18 protein-coding genes are annotated in these 15,276 nt (G+C 59.9%); 8 read left to right on the top strand and 10 right to left on the bottom strand.

Features of this window, described 5'->3' with window-relative positions:
- Positions 1–17: 17 nt before the first annotated feature.
- Positions 18–1,100 (top strand): GNAT family N-acetyltransferase, encoded by a 1,083-nt coding sequence (locus tag GR197_RS04865; protein WP_246724474.1) that lies wholly within the window; start codon positions 18–20, stop codon positions 1,098–1,100.
- Positions 1,097–1,462, top strand: coding sequence for an EamA family transporter (locus tag GR197_RS04860; protein WP_348643242.1), 366 nt, complete (start codon positions 1,097–1,099; stop codon positions 1,460–1,462). The genes GR197_RS04865 and GR197_RS04860 overlap by 4 nt, the downstream gene beginning before the upstream one ends.
- An 18-nt stretch (positions 1,463–1,480) precedes the next feature.
- On the opposite strand, the gene GR197_RS04855 is transcribed toward GR197_RS04860, so the two are convergent.
- Complete coding sequence (locus tag GR197_RS04855) at positions 1,481–2,308, bottom strand: MipA/OmpV family protein (protein WP_348643241.1); 828 nt, start codon at positions 2,306–2,308, stop codon at positions 1,481–1,483.
- A gap of 128 nt (positions 2,309–2,436) precedes the next feature.
- Between GR197_RS04855 and GR197_RS04850 the strand changes: the two genes are divergently transcribed.
- The 4 genes from GR197_RS04850 to GR197_RS04835 all read left to right on the top strand — a co-directional run bounded on the left by GR197_RS04850 (position 2,437) and on the right by GR197_RS04835 (position 3,774).
- The gene (locus GR197_RS04850) at positions 2,437–2,577 is read left to right on the top strand and encodes a hypothetical protein (protein WP_164007107.1); all 141 of its coding nucleotides are present in this window, start codon (positions 2,437–2,439) and stop codon (positions 2,575–2,577) included.
- A 152-nt stretch (positions 2,578–2,729) separates the two neighbouring features.
- Positions 2,730–3,020, top strand: coding sequence for a hypothetical protein (locus GR197_RS04845; protein ID WP_164007105.1), 291 nt, complete (start codon positions 2,730–2,732; stop codon positions 3,018–3,020).
- 69 nt (positions 3,021–3,089) lie between these two features.
- Complete coding sequence (locus GR197_RS04840; RefSeq protein WP_164007104.1) at positions 3,090–3,443, top strand: hypothetical protein; 354 nt, start codon at positions 3,090–3,092, stop codon at positions 3,441–3,443.
- Between the two features lie 55 nt (positions 3,444–3,498).
- Positions 3,499–3,774 carry a DUF2934 domain-containing protein gene (locus tag GR197_RS04835; protein ID WP_246724470.1) on the top strand — a complete coding sequence of 92 codons (276 nt, stop codon included), beginning with the start codon at positions 3,499–3,501 and terminating at the stop codon, positions 3,772–3,774.
- 47 nt (positions 3,775–3,821) lie between these two features.
- Here the strand turns inward: GR197_RS04835 and GR197_RS04830 are convergent, their stop codons facing one another.
- Both GR197_RS04830 and GR197_RS04825 read right to left on the bottom strand, forming a co-directional pair.
- Entirely contained in the window at positions 3,822–4,091 is a 270-nt protein-coding gene (locus tag GR197_RS04830) for a cyclase (RefSeq protein WP_164007101.1), read from the bottom strand.
- 45 nt (positions 4,092–4,136) lie between these two features.
- Positions 4,137–4,400: a hypothetical protein gene (locus tag GR197_RS04825; RefSeq protein ID WP_164007099.1), complete on the bottom strand. Its 264-nt coding sequence runs from the start codon at positions 4,398–4,400 to the stop codon at positions 4,137–4,139.
- A gap of 250 nt (positions 4,401–4,650) precedes the next feature.
- Here GR197_RS04825 and GR197_RS04820 point away from each other — a divergent pair, with 250 nt between their 5' ends.
- Positions 4,651–5,160 carry an HIT family protein gene (locus GR197_RS04820; protein WP_164007098.1) on the top strand — a complete coding sequence of 170 codons (510 nt, stop codon included), beginning with the start codon at positions 4,651–4,653 and terminating at the stop codon, positions 5,158–5,160.
- On the opposite strand, the gene GR197_RS04815 is transcribed toward GR197_RS04820, so the two are convergent.
- The 7 genes from GR197_RS04815 to GR197_RS04785 all read right to left on the bottom strand — a co-directional run bounded on the left by GR197_RS04815 (position 5,147) and on the right by GR197_RS04785 (position 13,258).
- Positions 5,147–7,006, bottom strand: coding sequence for a DUF2264 domain-containing protein (locus GR197_RS04815; protein WP_164007097.1), 1,860 nt, complete (start codon positions 7,004–7,006; stop codon positions 5,147–5,149). The two genes, GR197_RS04820 and GR197_RS04815, sit on opposite strands and share 14 nt — an antisense overlap.
- A 78-nt stretch (positions 7,007–7,084) precedes the next feature.
- Positions 7,085–8,359, bottom strand: a complete 1,275-nt coding sequence (locus tag GR197_RS04810) for an ABC transporter substrate-binding protein (protein ID WP_164007095.1) — start codon at positions 8,357–8,359, stop codon at positions 7,085–7,087.
- 40 nt (positions 8,360–8,399) lie between these two features.
- Positions 8,400–9,125: a YesL family protein gene (locus tag GR197_RS04805; RefSeq protein WP_164007093.1), complete on the bottom strand. Its 726-nt coding sequence runs from the start codon at positions 9,123–9,125 to the stop codon at positions 8,400–8,402.
- Positions 9,126–9,143: 18 nt separating this feature from the next.
- Positions 9,144–10,253, bottom strand: a complete 1,110-nt coding sequence (locus GR197_RS04800; protein ID WP_164007092.1) for an ABC transporter ATP-binding protein — start codon at positions 10,251–10,253, stop codon at positions 9,144–9,146.
- A gap of 15 nt (positions 10,254–10,268) precedes the next feature.
- A complete protein-coding gene (locus tag GR197_RS04795) occupies positions 10,269–11,441 on the bottom strand; it encodes a glycoside hydrolase family 88 protein (RefSeq protein ID WP_164007089.1) in 1,173 nt (390 codons plus the stop codon).
- 3 nt (positions 11,442–11,444) lie between these two features.
- The gene (locus GR197_RS04790; protein ID WP_164007087.1) at positions 11,445–12,281 is read right to left on the bottom strand and encodes a carbohydrate ABC transporter permease; all 837 of its coding nucleotides are present in this window, start codon (positions 12,279–12,281) and stop codon (positions 11,445–11,447) included.
- Positions 12,278–13,258, bottom strand: a complete 981-nt coding sequence (locus GR197_RS04785) for a carbohydrate ABC transporter permease (protein ID WP_246724466.1) — start codon at positions 13,256–13,258, stop codon at positions 12,278–12,280. Before GR197_RS04785 ends, GR197_RS04790 begins: the two co-directional genes overlap by 4 nt.
- Positions 13,259–13,479: 221 nt before the next feature.
- On the opposite strand from GR197_RS04785, the gene GR197_RS04780 reads away from it, so the two are divergent.
- Positions 13,480–15,270 (top strand): heparinase II/III domain-containing protein, encoded by a 1,791-nt coding sequence (locus GR197_RS04780; RefSeq protein ID WP_164007085.1) that lies wholly within the window; start codon positions 13,480–13,482, stop codon positions 15,268–15,270.
- The last annotated feature ends 6 nt before the right edge of the window (positions 15,271–15,276 follow it).

Raw genomic sequence — 15,276 nt, 5'->3', positions numbered from 1 at the left:
TCGTTCCGAGCATTCGCATGCTGGGTCGTGACGCCTGGAATGCCTGCTTTCCCGATGATATCGAGACCTATGACTATCTGCTGACGGTCGAGGACGCCGGTATCGACGGCTTCGACTGGCGCTATGTCGTCGTGCGCGAAGACGGCGAGATCGTCGCCGCCATGCCGGCATTCCTTTGTCGCTATGCGCTCGAGACGACACTTGAAGCCGGCGGCATCAAGCGAACGGTCGAAAGGATCCGTAGCAGTTTTAGCGGATTCCTGACGCTCCGTCTTGCCTGCCTGGGCTCTCCCTGCACAGAGACCGGCGCGATCGGCTTTCACCCCGAAACCGCCCCGGCCAGCCGACCTGAGCTCTTTGCGCAGTTGCTGGATGCCTTCGAGGCGCATGCGCGCGCGGAAGGATGCTCGCTGATGGCGTTGAAGGACCTGCCACGGCCCATCCCGCCGCATATCGAGCCGGTCCTTTCGTCGACAGGCTATGCCGAGATCGGCGGCATGCCGACCGCATGGCTGGATATCGGGTTCGCCACGATCGACGAGTATCTCGCGACGCTCTCATCCTCGACACGCAAGGATATCCGCCGCAAGCTCAGAGGCCGGCAGCAGGTAAGGGTCGAGCACCGCGCGGAATTCGGCGATCTCCTGCCGCGGGTCATGCAGCTCTATCTCGCAACGCGCGAGCGCAGCGACTGGCAGTTCGAAGAGCTGACGCCAGCCTATTTCGACGGCATTCTGCGGAACATGCCGGGACATTCCTTCTGCACGATGTATTTCGTCGACGAAGAATTGCTAGCTGCCAATTTGCTGGTCCACGACGGCAACAGACTGATCGACAAGTTCTTCTGCATGGATGCGGAGAGGGGTCGGCCCTATAACCTCTATTATCTCAGCTGGTTCAACAATATCGAATATTGCCTGCGCCACGGGATCGGCTGCTATCAGAGCGGCCAAGCCTATTATCACAATAAGGTGCGGCTCGGCAGCCAACTGACAGAAAATGCGATGTATTTCCGCCATCGCAATCCAATATTGCAGTTCATCTTGAAGACGATATCGCCATTGCTTGCCGCCGGCGACAAAGGCAGGGTCGAGGCGTGAAGAGGATACGGCTGATCTGGTTGGCTGTACCGCTGCTGAACACGGCGCAGCAGATATTGCTGAAGCGCGGTGCCGAGGACGCAGGCAGTGTCGGTGGAGACAGACTGGTCCAGATCCTCTCCTCGCACTGGTTTTTGGCGGCGATCGTGGCGGAGATCATCTGCTTTGCCATCTGGATGACGGTGCTTTCCGACCTCGATCTGAGCAGGGCCTTCCCGCTCTCGGCGATCAGCTATGTCTTTATCATGGTGATCGCCTGGTTCGGTTTCGGCGAGCCTTTGCCGCTGCTTCAGCTTGCTGGCAGCGGTCTGATCCTGATCGGCATCTGGTGCATTGCCACCGCCTCGAAATCGGCCACGTAGCGTGCTGCCTCGGGGCGATCAGAAGCTGACGTTGAAGGCCTTGCTTAGCGAAATGCCGGTCACATTCTGGTTCTTGCTGCCGAGCTTCGAGGTGATCGGACTGCCGGCCGCGTCGCCGGTGAGGCGGTCGAAGCGGTCATAGAGCTGCAGCGTCCAGGTCGGCGATACATCATAGGCGGCCGAAGCGGTGAAGCCGATCGATTTCAAACCGCTCTGGGCATCGAAGGCGGGCAATGCGCCGTTTCGCGCAGCCTCGGTCGACGAAATGCCGAAATATTTCTGCATATAGACGCCGTTGCCGACTGAGAGCCGTGGGCCGGCGGAGAACAGCAATTTGTCGCCGAGCGGTTTGAACCAGTCGGCGCCGAAGTCGACGACCAAGCCGCTGCCGTTCGATACCGCTTGGCGGGTTTCAGAACGGAACCGCAGATGGTCCGGGATCGCCCAATATTGCATGAAGACGCCGGCATCAACACCCCAATGTACAGGATGCATGCCTTCTAGTCTGGCGTCATCGGATTGGGAACGACTGTCGCGCAAGCCGAGCACTGGCCCGATTTCGAAGCCGCCGATATCGATGAGGCCGTAATCGATATTGTCGTCCGGCGCGCTGTTTTCATCTGGCGTGTCGAACCGTCTGACATCGAAAGACGGCATGGCGCTGAGGCCGTCATGTTTGGAGCCTGGAAATTTCGGGCCGTGCTCGACGCTTCCACCAAGTGTTACGATCCAGGTCGTGGACGTGCCCGTATTTATTGGCGTCTCGCTTGCCTGCGCGACCGATGCCGTGAATTGGAGTACCGAAATAACAGTCAGAAGCCCAGTTATTCCGTCACAGTTTCTCAACAAAGATGATTTCCTCGACAAAACTCTGCTTCGAGGCGAGATGAAGCTGCCCAAGAATGGATGGCAACGGTTGACCCGTCAATAGCAAGCCTCCTTAGCTTAATCGGCATGACAACGCTATTCTTCGGGTGCCGCCTAGGTCCTTTGCCCAGGAACGCGCCAAGGATCAGATCCTTGTCAGCGAGATCGACATCAACCTCGAGGCGCCGATGCATGTGACCGGCGTATTCCTGCCGGGCATGGTCGAACTGAAACGCAGGAATCAGTAAGCCTCCCGCTGCAGTATTTCGGCTATCCAGCGCCTCGATCGGGGCAATCGATACCGACATCGAGGCGCTGGTCTCGCTCATCCAGGGAACCGAAGCTCTGTTCCGGCGTTCGAATAAGGCGACGGTGTCCACGTCTTTTTGGAGTGTGCAATATGGAAGAGAAGACCAATCTGATCAAAGACCTCAGCATTGAGGAACGCGAGGAAGTCTTCGTCGATATCGCTCGTACGCTGGAAGACACGGCACGTGAGGCCCTTGTCGAGGGCGATGCGCAGTTTGCGGAACTTTCCATCAACATGGCTGAAGCGATCTGGGGCAACGCCGATGAATTGGCCCGTGACGATCCCGACAATGCCGAGTGCGTGCTGCTGCAGGCAACGGCGATGATCTCGCAGTTCGAGGCCGTGCACCCCTATCGGATGGTGAGCATGGCCGTTCATTGATGGCGGGAACTATCGCTGACCGCGATTTCGGATTGCAACATCCTTTGAACGAATGGAAGGACAAGTGGTATGACATCCAGATCCGCTGTGCCGCCGGAAAGCGGCACTGACGACGCGCGCTCCGCCGATACGCTGCAGGCCGCGAACGATCGTCGCAGGACAATGGAGAATGCCCGCAGCAATGTAAGCGCGGTGATAGACGAAGACAGCGACACCGAAACCCCGAGCCTGAAGCTTGCGAAGGAATATCTCAGCCTCGGCGGTCGCCGCCGGTCAAAGATTGACGACAACATCACCGATGTCCGCCAGTGGGATGAGGATCCGCCGGAGGCTGAGCGTTTCTGGACGGAAAGGGTGGAAACCCTTTCAAAGGATGAGCGCAAACAGGTGGAGGATTTTCTTCCAACCATCAACACGCCCTGAGCGGCGGTCCGACCGTATATTCGAACGGCACACTCGAATGTGCTTGGAGGAAGCTATGGCTACAGACAAGCACGAGCAGATACGTCGCCGCGCCTACGAAATCTGGGAGGCCGAGGGCCGGCCAGATGGCGCGGACCAGCGCCATTGGCTGCAAGCAAGCGACGAACTGGCAGGCGAGGATGAGCATGAGACGCTGCAGGATCTGCTCGATGAAGACGACAGGGATGATGCGGCGCTGCTTCAAGGTGCCGGCGAGAGCGGCGACAGGCAAGGGCGGGACAAATACCAGCGCGGCCTGGATCTCCTGCGCGATCCGAAAAGCGGGCAATAAATCGCCTGGTTCGATAGCAATCGCCCCGGAGCTCGGCACGAGTGATTTCACGTTTTCTTGGTAAACCACACCGTCGGAGCGCCGAGCACGCCTCCGGTGCGCATCGCCGTTTTCAGCTCGTCGAGCTTGCTGAATGCCTGAGCCGCCTCCAGGGTGGCAAACTCATGGGTGACGGTAATATCGTTCGGATTGTCGATCGCGCGATAAACGGCTTGCGCCGTCACCCCGTTGGCCTTCTGCACCGGAGAAAACCCATCATATATCTTTCGCCAGGCGGCGTAGTCGGAGACTTCATGCCGCACGAATAAAGTCGTCACATCATCCTCCCGCGTTGAATTTTTCAGGTTTGGTCGGGGCGCGTGTTACGATTGAATGAGCAACACCAGGTTCTCGGGCAAGACACCGTCATGCGCCATCGCATCGGCAGCTGCCTTGGTCTGCATGAAGGCCATCAACTTTTCCATATCGGCGACATCCATGACCAGGCCGACGCGGTTAGACGTTTGCGGGTCTATAAACGTGCGAATGTTGGTGACGCCTATCGGTTCGAATACCTGTTTACGCATAGGTGAAGCGAGCCAGTGTTTTGTGTCTTTGACATTGTGATAGGCCATGATTGTAGGCATTGCGTTCTCCTCTGGCATTGGAAAATGAAAGCCGAGTACATCACTACGCTTTGCTGAGTTTTAGTTCAATAATATTGCGTTGACTGGATGTTTGCGATCGGTACGTCAAATATATAAGTATAATTATCTGGGGTAATCCGAATATACTATGGTCGGCGGGTTTGGCCACTGCTGCAGTTTCCCGAGAACGGCTTCTTTGATAGTTCGGGGTCCGCGACCGCAGCCGCACGTGAGATGGCAGAGGTTCAGAATGATCGAACGCGAACCATTTGATCTCAAAGCCTATGTGCACGACATCGGAACAAGGCCATGCTTTGTCTGCGGCTTGGTTAGGAACGACCCTGCTTTTTTTCACCATCGCGTTTTTGAAGACGATGAAACGATCATTTTCCTGAGCAAGTACCCCACCTTGCCCGGCTATTGCCTTGTCTGTCCGCGGGAGCACCGCGAGGATCTGACGCGAGACATGTCGACTGATGAATATTTGCGACTACAGGAGAAGGTGCATGTCTTATCTCGCGCCCTCAAAAGTGTGTTCGATGCCGAGCGAGTTTATGTGCTTTCGCTAGGCAGTCAGCAAGCCAATAGCCATTTACATTTTCACGTCGTTCCCTTGCCTTCGGGCGTGCCCCTTGAGGAGCAGCAATATCACGCGTTGATGGCCGAACATGGCGTTCTGCAGATACCCGACGATCAAATGGCAGAACTGGCGCAGCAGATCGCTGAAGCTTACTATTCCGAGTGGACTAATCGCGGTTAGGCAGGAGAGCAAAGGCCGGCACACGCACGCCGTTCTCACGGAAGTGACGCTCCACCTCGTCAAGATCCGGACGAGCGGGTCGATTGCGCAGCGCCCCTGCCCAGTTCTCGCGGCCTGGAAGAGCCATCGCCGCGGTGACGAGCACGGTAGTTCCCGGGTCGATTGCGCCGCGCAGTTGCGGCAGCAGGGTCTTGGCATGGATAAGGTTGGTGTTCGGGATCGGGCTCATCGCATGGCCGGCCCTCGGGCTGAGCGACAGATCCACGATCGCGCTGACATCCGTTTGTCCGTACCAGACCGCCCGGCCTTCGCCCTGTTCGGAGCGATCGGCATTGAAATCGGCTCGTTCGATCGCAAAACCGCCCTCGATGGCGCTCAGCGCCCGCGGCGTGGCGATGCGATGAATGCGGAGGTGCCAAGGGTTTGCGGGAATGAGCCAGGTCTCGATGACGACATCGTTCCAGGGGCGCCAACGGGAATAGAGCCGGTCGCCTGCTATCAGCGCCTCTTCGAGGGTTTCCCGCGTCCGGAAATGAACGCCGTCGTCGGAGAGGCCGAGCATGCCGTCAAAGCTTGCGGCGGTAAAATTCCGGTCGTCGGCCTCGATGTTGAAGGCGTAGCGGGTGGAATAGACGAATTTCGAATATTTCTCGTTGGCGCCGCGCATCTTGTCGTGCTGCTGGCCGGAGGAGAGCACGACCACGTTTCCCGGCGTGTGCATGGCGACCATTCCCGCTTGCTTCAACGCCACCGGCTCCGGAAATTCCGGCTGCGGCGCTTCCTCGGCGGTCCAGAACGGATGATCCGCCGCAAGTGCGAGCGGCAGGAAGAATTTCAGCGCCCAATAGGGTGAGCCCGGAGAGTTGTAGCTCTCGCTCATCAGCAGGTTCGGATAGCCATAGCCGATGGAGAGAATGCCGTCGCGCTCGGCAATCGGCATGGCCGACCACCAGCGGATATGGCGCATGTAGTAGCCCTTGATCTCGGCCCAGGGCAGCGCCTCGATGCCGGCAAAGGCAAGTGCGCCCCAGAAACCACCGGCCGCGAAGCGGTAGGTCTGGCTGCGGCCGAAGGCAAGGCATGCGCCATCCGGACTGAACCAATGGCGGATATCCCCGGCGAAGGTCCGGGCGCGATCGCGGAAGCGGTCCTTGCGTGCCTCGTCGCCAAGCGCCAGCACAGCATAGATCAGGCCATAAAAATGCATGGCGAAGGGGATGTAATGATCGACCCGCCGCACCGGCCCGTCGCGATACCAGCCTTCGCCGAGATCGAAAGCCTCGAGCTCGTCGAGATAGGTCAGGGTTTTCCCACGGTCGAACGCGACACCCACGCGCTCCAGCCCGAGATCGATGAGGACGCGGAAGAATTTCCAGTTGTTGTCGATGAATTCGAGCTCTCGTGCGGCGACGAGATAGGCGGCGACCGTCTTCTTCTGGCTATCGCTCAACGGCTCCCAAATATGTTCGGGCACGAGCGCCAATGCGAAGCCGACGGCCGCCAGCTCGACCAGCCGCTGATTGCGGTCGGCAAGATCGCCCCAATATTCGGGATGATCAGGATTGGTCCCGTTCGCCAGCCCGCGTCGATAGAGATCCCAATGCGGGAAATGGCCGCCGCCGGCGGCGAGTGGGACGATGCCCCACAGTGGCCGCGCAAATCCTTCCAGGTCCGCCGCCGCCCGGTCGAAGATCGCGCCGGTAGCACCCAGGCGCACACGGGCGCCGCCTTCGGAAAAATAGGGCAGAAGCGGTGCGAAGAGGTCGTTGACGGCCTTCGCCAGGTCGTCGCGTGTCTTCACGGGATTGCCGAAAAGTGGGTTGGCTTTGGTGGGATCATATATCATCGTCAGCTCAAAATTTTCCTGAAACAGGATCGGCCGCGGGCCATGTTCTGGTCCGCGGCCGTCGGCATCTCGTGAAGTCTACTTGATGGCCTTCACGCCGTCGGTCATTTCCTTCAAGCCGTCGTCGACGGAGGTGTTGTCGGTCATCATCGCGTCATGGACGCGGTTGAGTACGACCTCGATCTTGGCGGCGTTCGGGTTGACCGCCATCTCCAGATAGGCTTTCGACGGTATCAGCGCCTCCTTGCTGGCCGCGTCTTCCGGGAAGCCGGGTGTTGCCGCGATCTTTGCGCTGACGTCGGCGGTCTTGAGCGCCGGGAAGGTGCCCGTCGACGCGATGACGGCAGCGCCCTCCGGACCGGTGACGAACTTGATGAAGTCGAGCGCCGCATCCTTGTGCTCGGAGTTGGCGTTGACGGCGAGGCCCGAGATCTGCGCAGCAGTCGTGCCGGCTGCCACGCCGTCCGGATGCGGGAACTTCACGATGCCCCAGTTCTTGCTCTTCGATTCACCCGATTTCACCTTGGCGATCTGGGTGCCGACGAACCAGGTTCCCATGGGCAGCATGCCGATCGTGCCGTTGAAGAACAGCGCCGAATAATGCGTGTTCGACGTCTTCAGGAAGGCATAGGAGGGAATTGCGCCATCCTTCTGCAGGGTGAGCGCCCGCTCGTACCACGGCTTCAGGAAGGCGTAGTCGCCGTCGACAAGCGTGTGTTGTCCGTCGAGGATGCCGGGCAGCTGAACGGTCGAACGCCAGGTGTGCAGCAGCGCGCCATAGGTCTTGTTGGTGCCCATGCCGCCGGTCAGCTTCTCGGCGGTCGCGTCGAACTGCGCCCAGGTCATGTCATTGGTGGGGTAGGGGACGCCGGCTTTGTCGAAGATGTCCTTGTTGTAATAGACGATCCAGAAGTCGGAGCGGAACGGTAGAGAATAGACCTTGCCGTCGATCGTCAATTCCTCGATCAAGCCGCCATAGGGTGCCGGATCGATTTTCTGATCCTTCACGAAGCCGCTCAGATCGGCGATATTGCCGGCGCGCACCAGATTGGTATAGCCCGGCACGTCTTTGATGGTGACGATGTCGATGTCTTTCGAGCCGCCGGTCAGCTGCGTCGAAATCATCTGCTGGTAGTCCTGCGAGCCGAGATCCATCGGCTCGAACTTCACGTTCGGATGCTTGGCCTGATAGGCCTCGATCAGCGGCTTGTAATAGGCGGTCTTATCCCAGTCCCACAAGGCCCATTTGAGCGTCACGGCGTCTTGGGCAAACGCTGCGCCTGATGTCGTTGCTGCCAAGGTAAAACCTGCCACGGCAAGTTTCACCGTCCTCCCGAATTTTTCCAAATACATGCCTGTTCTCCTTCCCTGGATCGTCTCTGGATCAGTTATTTTATGAAGCGTTTCCTGCATGCGGTTTACAGGGCGGCTGCATTGCCTCTGGCAGGTCCAGGACCAACACCACCGCCCGATGGACGCCGAATGCAACGGCGAACATTCCGAGTGAGAAATTGAAGGTTGCCGGCATGAAGACGGAAACCGGATAGAAGAGGATATGCGCCAGCCACAGGGTGGCGTTGAACGCGAGCGCGCCAAGTGCCGGAAGCGGGCGGACGACGGAGGCGAGCGCGGCCAGGCGCAAGAGCCGCAGAGCCGGCAGATCGCGCATCACCATCAGCATGACGAGATGGCAGGTAAACACAGCGATGAAGGTGGTCGCGACGAGGGCGATCGCCAGCGGTGCGGCAAGCATCAAATTGTCCCGCGCGCCGGCGGCATAGGTCAGGATCGCTTGGAGGCAGATGGCGAACGCACCCGCCAGTGCGAGACCCCAGGCGGTGGCGCGCCAGAAGTAGCGCAGGAACGCTTCCGTAAAGTCACGCAGGAGATAGGTGTTGCGATCTTCCGCCAATGCCACCGAGACCCGGGCCAAGGCGGCGATTGCTGCCGGCAGCGTCACGACGAAGAGGGAGGCCAGGATGAACAGGATGTTGAGCTTGACCATCTCCCACCATTCGCGGGCGAGGATTTCCGCGAACAGGGCAAGGCCGGTCCTTTTCGGAGCATCCTTGGGAATGCCCGGCCCCTCCTTCGTCCACATCTCCCGCAACCGCTGCATGGCAGTCTCCCCAGGCGCTCAGTAAAGAATCGAGCGTTCCGTTTCCCTGTCGAACAGCTGCGCATTGCTCATGTCGGCGGTGAGCGTCGCCTCGTCGCCGATCGCAGGCCGGAAGCGCGGCGACACGCGGGCGATGAGATTGCGCCCGCCGGCCACCATGTTCAGATGCACCTCCGAGCCCATCGGTTCGGCAAGTTCGACCACTGCCTTGAGGGGCGCCAGGTTCTCGGCCGGGATGTCGGCCGGCGGCAGTTCGTGGAAATTTTCCGGACGGATGCCGAGCACCAGTTCGCGGCCCTCATAGAGTGCGATCCTGCTCTTGTCGAAATGATCGGGCAGCGGCAGTTCCCGACCGTCGAAGACGGCGACATAACGCTCGCCGCGGCGCTGAATGGTCGAGGGCAGCATGTTCATCTGCGGCGCGCCGATGAAGCCGGCGACGAACATGTTGACGGGGCGGTCATAGAGGTTCTGCGGCGTGTCGACCTGCTGGATGTGGCCGTCCTTCATGACGACGATCCGGTCGGCCATGGTCATGGCCTCCACCTGGTCGTGGGTGACATAGATGAAGGTGGCGTTGAGGCGCTTGTGCAGCTTGGTGATTTCGGAGCGCATCGTGCCGCGCAGCTTGGCGTCGAGGTTGGAAAGCGGCTCGTCGAGGAGGAAGACGGCCGGATTGCGCACCATGGCGCGACCGAGCGCCACGCGCTGGCGCTGTCCGCCCGACAGTGCCTTCGGCTTGCGGTTCAAGAGGTGGCTGATATCGAGGATCTTGGCGGCGTCCTGCACTTGGGCATCGATGAAGTCGCGCGACACCTTTCTGAGCTGCAGGCCGAAGGCCATGTTCTTGTAGACGGTCATATGTGGATAGAGCGCATAGTTCTGGAAGACCATGGCGATATCCCGGTCCTTGGAGGGGACGTCGTTCATGACGTCGCCGCCGATCTTGAGTTCTCCGCCGGAGATCTCCTCGAGGCCGGCGATCATCCTGAGAGTCGTCGATTTTCCGCAGCCTGACGGGCCGACCAGGATGATGAATTCCTTATCGGCGATCTCAAGATCGATATCGTGGACGACGGTGAGCGCGCCGTAGGATTTGTTCAGCTCTTTAAGCGAAATGCTGGCCATCGGGTTCTCCTGAGGTCACCAATAGGAAGACCAGCGACGCGAAAGGCGCGTCAAAGCTTCCATGTAATAATAGTCTCCCCAGGAGACGCACTCATCGACGCCCTCGCCGCGGCAGGTGTTGAAGGGCGATTTCTTCGAATAGGTGGCGTGCAGCACCAGGCCGTTGGAAACGGTGGGATCCTTGACCGCATAGTGGTCGGCCAGGCTCTTGATCATGCGGCGCGCCAGCGTGCGATAGCGCTCGGCTTGTTCGGCTTCGACGAGCTCGGCCATTTCAAGCAGGCCGCAGGCGGTGATCGAGGCCGACGAACTGTCGCGCGGTTCGCCGACGCCATCGGAAAAGACGAGGTCCCAATAAGGCACCATGTCGGCCGGCAGCCGGTTGAGATAGAAGGCGAGCAGCCGGTCGAAGGTCAGGCGATATTCCTCGATCCGCTCGTAGCGGTAGGAGAGCGCCATGCCCGCGATGCCCCAGGCCTGCCCGCGCGCCCAGGCGCTGTCGTCCCTGTAGCCCTGTTTGGTGGCGCCGCGCACCGGCGCACCGGTCACCGGGTCCATGTAGAAGGTGTGATAGGTGGAATCATCCGGCCGCACCGAATTGGCGAGCGTGGTGCGGGCGTGGGCGAGCGCGATCTCGCGGTATTTCGGATCGCCGGTCTCGCGGCTTGCCCAATAGAGCAGCGGCAGGTTCAAAAGGCAGTCGATGATATAGCGATATTCCTCCGCCTTGCCCTTATGGCCCCAGGCCTGGATGAACTGGCCGATCGGCTGGAAGCGCTCGATCAGCTGGTCGGCGGCCAGGATCGCGGCCCTGCGGCCATCAGCGTCTCCGACGAGCTTCCAGGCGGCGATGCAGGAGGGCGAATAGAGAAAGCCCATATCGTGATGATCGGTCTCGATGCGGTTGACGATCCGATGCAGGAACGACTGGACCTGGATCTGCGCAGCATCCCGGAAGGCCGCCTCACCGCTGTGTTCGAAGGCGAGCCACAGCTCCCCCGGCCAGAAGCCCGCGGTCCATTGGTCGTTCGCAACGGCGGGATAGAAATTGTTGACGCTCGAATGGTTCTGCGCGGCATGGGTGAATTCGGGAAGGTTGCGCCGGATCTGCTCGACGGCGATATCGAGCGCGGCGTTTACTTCCTCATCGGTAATCGGCTGCGGGGCGACGGAGGAAACGGCGTTCATGGCTTAACCCTTCAATCCAGTCGAGGCGATGCCCTCGACGAAGAAGCGCTGGAGAACAAGGAAGACGACGAGGACCGGAATGAGCGCGACGACGGAGGCCGCCATGATCAACCCGTATTCGGCCGAATATTGCGAGATGAACATGCGCAGGCCGATCTGGACCGTCTTCAGCTCGGTCTTGGTGAGATAGATCATCGGTCCGAGGAAGTCGTTCCAGGTGGTGACGAAGGTGAAGATCGTCAGCGTCGAGAGCGCGGGCTTCGACAGCGGCAGCATGATGCGTGCCCAGATCTGGTACTCGTTCATGCCGTCGATGCGGGCCGCCTCGCAAAGCTCGGTCGGGATCGACATGTAGAACTGCCGCATCAGGAAGACGCCGAAGGCGGTGAAGGCCTGGAGGCAGATCAGCGCCAGATGCGTGTTGTTGAGGCCGAATTCGCGCATCAGCAGGAACTGCGGCACCATGTAGACCTGCCAGGGCATGGCGATGGTGGCGATATAGCCGAGGAACAGCGTGTTCTTGTAGGGGAAATTCAGCTTGGCGAAAGCGTACGCCGCAAAGCTTGAGGTCAATAGCTGCAGCAGCGTGACGATGATCGTCAGCTTCGAGGTGTTGTAGATGAAGAGGGCGAGCGGGATCTTCGTCCAGATGTCGACGTAGTTTTGCCATTGCGGCACGGACGGTATCCACTCGATCGGGAAGGCGAACACATCGCGGCTGAGCTTCAGCGATGCCGAAAGCATCCAGGCGAAGGGCATCAGCATGATCAGCGTGACGGCGATGACGATGGCATAGATCGCGATCGTCCCGATGGTGACTTTGCGTCCGGCGATCCTCATGCCTCGTCCTCCCTCTGGCGGCGGAACTGGAAGACGGTGACCGCGAGAACGAGGAAGAACAGCACCAGCGAAACCATGCTGGAATAGCCGAGATCCCAGGAAATGAAGGCCTCGTTATAGATGTGGTAGACGAGGACGAGTGTCGAGGTGCCGGGTCCGCCTTGGGTGATCATGTAGATCTGATCGAACACCTTGAAGGACTGGATGGTCAGCATGACGGTGACGAAAAAAGTCGTCGGGCCGAGCTGCGGCACCGTGACATGGATGAATTTCTGCCAGGAATTGGCGCCATCGAGATCGGCGGCCTCATAGAGTTCGGCATTGATGCCCTGCAGGCCGGCCAGATAGATGACCATGTAATAACCCATGTTCTTCCAGATGCCGAAGAGGATCACCGTCACCATCGCCCAGTGGCGATCGGCCGCCCATCCCGGCATGTTCTTCGGGTCGAGGCCGAGCGTATAGAGGAGCATGTTCACCGGTCCCATCTCAGGATTGAAGATCATGTTCCAGACGACGGCGACGGCCACCAGCGAGGCGACATAGGGGAAGAACATCGCCGTGCGGAAGAAATTCCGTCCCACGATCTTCTGATTGAGAAGAACGGCGAGGCCGAGCGCGCAAAGGAGCGTCGCCGGCACCGAGGCGACCGTATAGATGATCGTGTTCCAGAACGCCGCGATGAAGGCCTTGTCGTCGAAGAGCCGCCAGAAATTATCGAGGCCTGCGAATGTAATCGCATTCGAGCCGTCCCAATGCATGAAGGCAAGCGCGAAGGCGAACAGGATCGGGCCGAGCGTAAAGACGGCGAAGCCGAGAAAATTCGGCGCGATGAACGAATAGGCGACAAGCGCATTGCGGATCTTGCGCTGGCGCTTGGACAGGACGGTGACCTTCCGGCGGGGCACGGCCGGGGCGCCATCTGTCGCGATGACCGAATTCGATATGGACAGCGATGCTTCCTCCTGGGCGGGCATTCTGCGGCTGGCGGCTTTCGGGATTCTCCAACTTAAATCCAGAGCCGTTTGGGCGGATGGGCGCCCCTGTCTTCCTCCCGCCAAGGACATAGCACATCTCCGGTATTGGTCAAACAAGTTCTGAATAGATCATACAAATTTTTATGGCGAGCGCGAAAAACATATGATAGGTGAGCTTTAAGCCGATGCGCGGTCGAGGCTTTTCCAACGCGAGGAGGGACATGTTCAGCGAGATTTCAGAGGAGCTGCCGGACGTCTTCAGCGACTTCACGCCGGGATCTGCCTACGCCGATCGCGAGAGCTGGAACGCGGTGCCGCAGGCGGTGCGGGATGTGGTCGTGCGCGATGCCGAAGCCACATTTGCGCGCGCCTGGCCTTTCATGACGGCCTCCGATTACCGGGAGTACACGGAGAACGGCAACCGCGCGCACTTCGAGGCGCTTTATTTCACCCGCCGGCGGATGCTCAATGATCTGGTGCTGGGCGAACTGGTGGAAGCGGGTGGGCGGTTCCTGCCGAAGATCGTCGACGGCATCTTCCTGATTGCCGAGGAGAGTGGCTGGCAGCTTCCTGCGCATAACGCCTATGGGCGCGGTGGCCTTCGTCTGCCGCTCCCCGACACTTCGCAGCCGGTTGTCGATCTCTTCGCCGCCGAAACGGCGGCCCTTCTGGCGACGATCGTCGCCCTGCTCGGCGACGCGCTTGACGGCATCAGCCCGGAAATTACGGCGCGTGTGAAACGCGAGATCGAGGTCCGCATCCTGACGCCCTATCTCGGCCGGCATTTCTGGTGGATGGGCAGCGGCGATGAGCGGATGAACAACTGGACGGCCTGGATAACCCAGAACGTCTTGTTGACGGTCTTTTCGCTGAAAACAGATCAGACCACGCGCCACGCCGTCGTCAGAAAGGCACTCGGCAGTCTTGATGCCTTTCTGAAGGACTATGCCGAGGACGGCGCTTGCGAAGAGGGCGTGGTCTATTATCGCCACGCCGCGCTCTGCCTCCATGGTGCATTGACCATCCTCGATACGGTGGCCCCGGGCCCGTTTGCCAGGTTCTGGCAGCAGCCGAAGATCCGCAACATGGCCGAATATATCGCCAACATGCATGTTGCCGGCCGCCATTATTTCAACTTCGCGGATTCCTCCGCGGTGGTCGAGCCTTGCAGCGCACGCGAATACCTGTTCGGCAAGTCTGTTGGCTCTGAGATGCTTGCGACATTCGCCGCAGCCGACCGGGCGGCAGCCGAGAGCCCGCACCTGCCCGGTGAATGGAACCTCTGGTACCGCGTGCAGGAGCTGCTGGTCGGTCATACGATCCCCGCCGAACTGCAGCCGGCATCCGGCCGGGATATCTTTTATCCCGGCATCGGCGTGTTCATCGCCCGCGACGGGCAATTTTCCCTCGCGGTCAAGGCCGGCAACAACGGCGAGGGCCACAATCACAACGATGTCGGCAGCGTCACGCTCTACAAGAACGGCAGTCCTTTGCTGATCGACGTCGGCGTCGAGACCTATACCGCAAAGACCTTTTCGCCGCGGCGCTACGAGATATGGACGATGCAATCGGCCTATCACAACCTGCCGACCTTCGAAGGCGTCATGCAGTCCGCCGGCGAAGCTTTCGGCGCCCGTGATGTCGAGGTCGAATTCGGCAACAGCGAGGCGCGCATATCCTTCGATATATCAGGCGCCTATCCCCCGGAAGCAGATGTGCGCAGCTATCGGCGCGCGGTCTCCCTCCAACGGGGCCGCCGTGTCGAGATCGTCGATACCTATGACGGGGACCGACCGGCGGTCCTGTCGCTCATGACCTGCGTGGCGCCGACCATCGCCCCCGGTCGGATCGATCTCGCCGATCTCGGCAGCATTGCCGTCGACGGCACCGGGTCGATCGAAATCGACGAGATCGAGGTTGATGACAGCAGGCTGCGATCGGCCTGGCCCGAGAAGCTCTACCGGCTGCGCCTGTCGTTTGCCGACAAGCTTCTGAGATTACGGATCGTCTAGCCTGAG

It is taken from the genome of Rhizobium phaseoli (assembly GCF_010668805.1).
GTDB lineage: Bacteria > Pseudomonadota > Alphaproteobacteria > Rhizobiales > Rhizobiaceae > Rhizobium > Rhizobium phaseoli_A.
The sequence above is the reverse complement of the archived record's forward strand: the minus strand, read 5'-3'. Positions and strand labels throughout refer to the sequence as shown.